The 3,869-nt window shown below is 43.2% G+C and carries 2 protein-coding genes; both read left to right on the top strand.

What is annotated here, in order from left to right:
- Position 1 precedes the first annotated feature (1 nt).
- Positions 2-3,247, top strand: a complete 3,246-nt coding sequence (locus EBR25_12720) for a hypothetical protein (protein ID NBW41847.1) — start codon at positions 2-4, stop codon at positions 3,245-3,247.
- A gap of 12 nt (positions 3,248-3,259) precedes the next feature.
- Complete coding sequence (locus EBR25_12715; GenBank protein ID NBW41846.1) at positions 3,260-3,775, top strand: hypothetical protein; 516 nt, start codon at positions 3,260-3,262, stop codon at positions 3,773-3,775.
- Positions 3,776-3,869 lie beyond the last annotated feature (94 nt).

Raw genomic sequence — 3,869 nt, 5'->3', positions numbered from 1 at the left:
TATGTTTAAAAAAATATGTTTTTCTCCAGATAATAATACAAGAACTTATTCGGATGAAGAAGTAAAAGCTAATCCAGAGATAGTAAAGAAATTTACTAAGTTAGCAAAAAACCTAAAGAGTGTTGCCCCAAGATCTGATGACTTTTTATATTTCTCAATTATCTTCTTAAAGGCTGCTGAGTCAGCCCTTTTAGATGATAAAGGTAATATTAAAAAAGTTGGAAACGAAGATGCTTGGGGATTTTTTGATGAAAACTGGAAATGGCACGGAAACGTAAAGCCACACAGAAATAATAACAAAGATATTTTTCCAGAGTCTCAGTTAAAGATTGCTACACCATTATGGATTGGTAAGCCACTCTGCAGAGATCATGAGTCAAGCTCTGTTGATGGGATTAGGGGAATTATTCTTGATACATATTATGATGAAAAATACAAGCAGGTAGTTGGCCTATGCGCTCTAGATAAGGTTAACTATCCTTCTTTGGCGGCAAAAGTCGAATCTGGACTTGTTCGCTATGGTTCAATGGGGACCGCTGTTGAGGTATCTGTTTGTACCGAGTGTTCAAACAAAGCAACAAACCAGAACGAATATTGTCAGCATATTATCAGCAGAGCTGCGCATGGCGAAATAAATGTTGGACTAAAGCCAATAGAGTATAGCTTAGTGGTAACTCCTGCCGAGCCTGGTGCAGTTCTTCTAAAGTGTATAGCTTCTCTAAATGAGTATAGAGAAGAGTTTATAAATTATGGTGTTAAAAACGTTCCTGAAATGCTAGGAAAGCTCTCAGAGAATCAGGCAAAGCATTTAGATGGAATAATGAAAACTGCATGTGGCGAAGATGGCTGCTCTATAAGCGACAGACGGCGCATTGTTACAAGCTTTTTGGCTAATAATGGCTTAATAAAGTCTGCAGAAACAGATACTGAAGCTGCAAGAAATCTCGCTGAAGCTGCCGCTATTCTTGCAGAAGATGATATTCCCTCTGATATAAAAGAGAAGGTAGCTGATGCTATAAGATCATCAAACTTAAGTGAAGTTAGTGTTCCTTCTGGCGAAGCCTTTACTTCCGGAGAAAGTATATCCGGTAGCAAGCTTCCAGGAAATTTAAGCGAGTTTAGTGCAGCATCCTCCAGGGTTGGTCTCACTGGAAATGCTGCTCCATCCGAAGAGAATTCGGATTTTCAAACTGATGGAGACCTTTTAGCACAATCACTTCCGTCCGGCGAAGCGCCTGTGGCGGTAACCGCAAATAACAAAGACGTTAATATTAGAGATGGTTCTATGAATGACGTTGATTTTGATAATTTAACAATTAGTTCAATTTTGGAGGACATTATGAACGAGTCAAGGTTAAAAAAGAGAGCTGAGCTTCGCCGCAGAATTGCTTACATGCAGGGCGGATCTGAGGGCAGAGAGCCTAACACATTTAAGAGCGAGCAGTTTGGCTGGGATCACGATAAGCAGATGCACCAGGATGGTAGCATGGGTGGTGATTCCGGCATGATGCCTGGCGACTCTGAGGTAAAAGAGAAGCTTAGCCGTGCAGAGCTTAAAGAGAGAAGGCTAAAGAGAATGGCCTACATGCAGGGTGGTTCAGAGGGAAGAGAGCCAAATACTTATAAGAGCGAGCAGTTTGGCTGGGATCACGACAAGCACATGCATCAAGATGGCAATATGGGTGGAGACACCGGAATGATGCCCGGAGATGCAGAGGCAAAAGAGAAGCATAGCAGAGCTAATGATAAGGGCGGCCTAAGAAAGTCTGCTTATAACGGTCCTTCTTTAAGCACAAGATTTCTTGTAAAAACAAATAAGAGGGGCGGCGTTGATAGAGCAAATTCAGTATTCCAGGTTTTTGCTGGCGACAAAAAGGTTATTCAGGCAAAGGCATCCGAGATTTTTGGACCAGAGCTAGATGATAACTGGAACTGGCTAAGAAGCAGGGAGTACGGTAAAGAAGTTTGCACCCAGATTAGACAGGCTGGATTAGTTTCTGTTTCAAACCTCCTAAAGTCAGCACAGGATCTAGAGCTTCCTGGCGGCGAAGCTCCCGCTCCAGATGCCGGCGCTCCTGCTCCAGAGGCTCCTCCAATGGATGAAGCACCTCCAATGGATGATCTTCCTCCAATGGATGATATGCCTCCAATGGAAGATGAAGAGGAAGAGGAGGATCCTGCCGCTGGAATTGATACCAGACTTTCTGATATGGAGAAGATGATTGGAGAGGTAAGAGACTTGGTTGATCAGCTGCAGGACCAGAGAATGGCCGATGTTGATGTAAACGTGTTTACCGGAAAAAACAAGGGCGAAGAGCAGGTTGAGACTGAAATGACAGCACTCTCAAGAGAGCTTCTAAACAACCTAAAGGTTGCTCATGCCAAGCTAGATAGTTCTGCTGATGAGCTTGCCATGGTTGGTGAGACCTATGAGAATATCTCCAAGCTATCAAGATCTCAGGCAAGAGAATTTAAGAAGCTTGCCAGTGAGGCCATTCGCGATGCCGATCAGATTTCCGGAGAGGTAAAGGGTCTGTTCAGATTCGCAGAGGCAATGAGAGGTCACATGGCTGAGGATATGATGGATGACGCAGCCTCTTACGCTGAGGATGCCGATATGGCCGATGATGCTGCTGACTGCATGGTTGAAGATGCCGATATGGCCGAGGATGCTGCTGATGATGGTGGTGTTAGCGAGCTTATTAGCGCTGCAATGGACCTTAGAAGAAGCAGAAGAGAGAATCTTCTAAAGCAGGCTGAGGATAGAGTTTTGCAAGACAGAAGGGCTGCTAGAGAAGGTCTTCTAAAGTCCGCTCAGGAAGATAATGTAGCAGACATGGATGACGAGGCTGCTGATGAGGTTGCCGACGAGGCTGCCGATGAGACTCACGCTAATCCTCTAAAGGATGCTTTAGCTGCAAAAATGAAAGAAGCGCATGAGTCTGATGCGAGAGAGGCCTATAGAGTTAAGCTAAGAAGAGCTTATGATGTTGGTCTTGACATGCAGAGAAAGGGTCTTCTTCCAACCACAAAGACTGCTCTCGACAAGCAGGTTGATGAGATCATGGACTTTGATGATAGAGCCTTTGAGTCATTCAAGAGAAGCATTGCAAGTGCTAGACCAGTAAGAAACATGAAGATTGCATCAGATCTTGGTGGAGTAAACATTGGTGTTGAGGATGATTCTGCTTCCAACAGCACAGCTACTGCTTTAACTGCCGATTCGCTTTCATCCCTATGGGATTAATCGGAGGTAATAATGCATAGTTTAAACAATAATGGAGATAGTCTAGCCCAAGAGTTCGCAAGAATTCTTGGAGCTAATCTTGAGCCAAAAATAAGCAAGAAAGCATCCATGGAAGAGGTCAGCGAAGCTGATGTTCAAGAGTCAATGGCTAGTGATGTAGAGCTAGAGGATGATATCGCTGATATGCTAATTGAAACCTCAGATGAGGGTGTTAGCATGGCGTCAGATTCAATTGATGATGATGTTGCTGAGCTGGATGCTTATGACAACCTAAGTGATAAGCATGCAAAAATCATGGATGGTCTGAGCAAAATTGCATCAAGCTTAAGAAGCAAAAACGAAGGATTTGCAGCAGATGTTGTTGAGGCAACTGCCTTAAGCATTGTTGATGATTTTAGAAAAGAGGCTCAGAGCAAAGCTGCAGTATGTAGTGAGCTTAGCAAAATTGCTAGCGAGCTAGATAGAAGTGGTGATGATCTTTCGGCAGATATAGTTAGAGTTACTCTAGAAAGAGTGAGGAATAACTAAGCACTTGATGTAGTCATATCTGGCTTATTTCAGTATAATAAGGGGAGGAATTTAATTCCTCCCCTTTTTTATTAATAATATATAATCTAATGTC

The sequence above is a fragment of the bacterium genome (assembly GCA_009926305.1).
Classification (GTDB): Bacteria; Bdellovibrionota_C; UBA2361; order UBA2361; family RFPC01; genus RFPC01.
Note: the sequence above shows the minus strand (reverse complement) of the source record. Positions and strands in the feature narration are given on the sequence as shown.

Coding starts and splice junctions, on each gene's coding strand:
- EBR25_12720 (NBW41847.1), top strand. CDS start 2: ATGTTTAAAAAAATATGTTTTTCTCCAGATAATAATACAAGAACTTAT.
- EBR25_12715 (NBW41846.1), top strand. CDS start 3,260: ATGCATAGTTTAAACAATAATGGAGATAGTCTAGCCCAAGAGTTCGCA.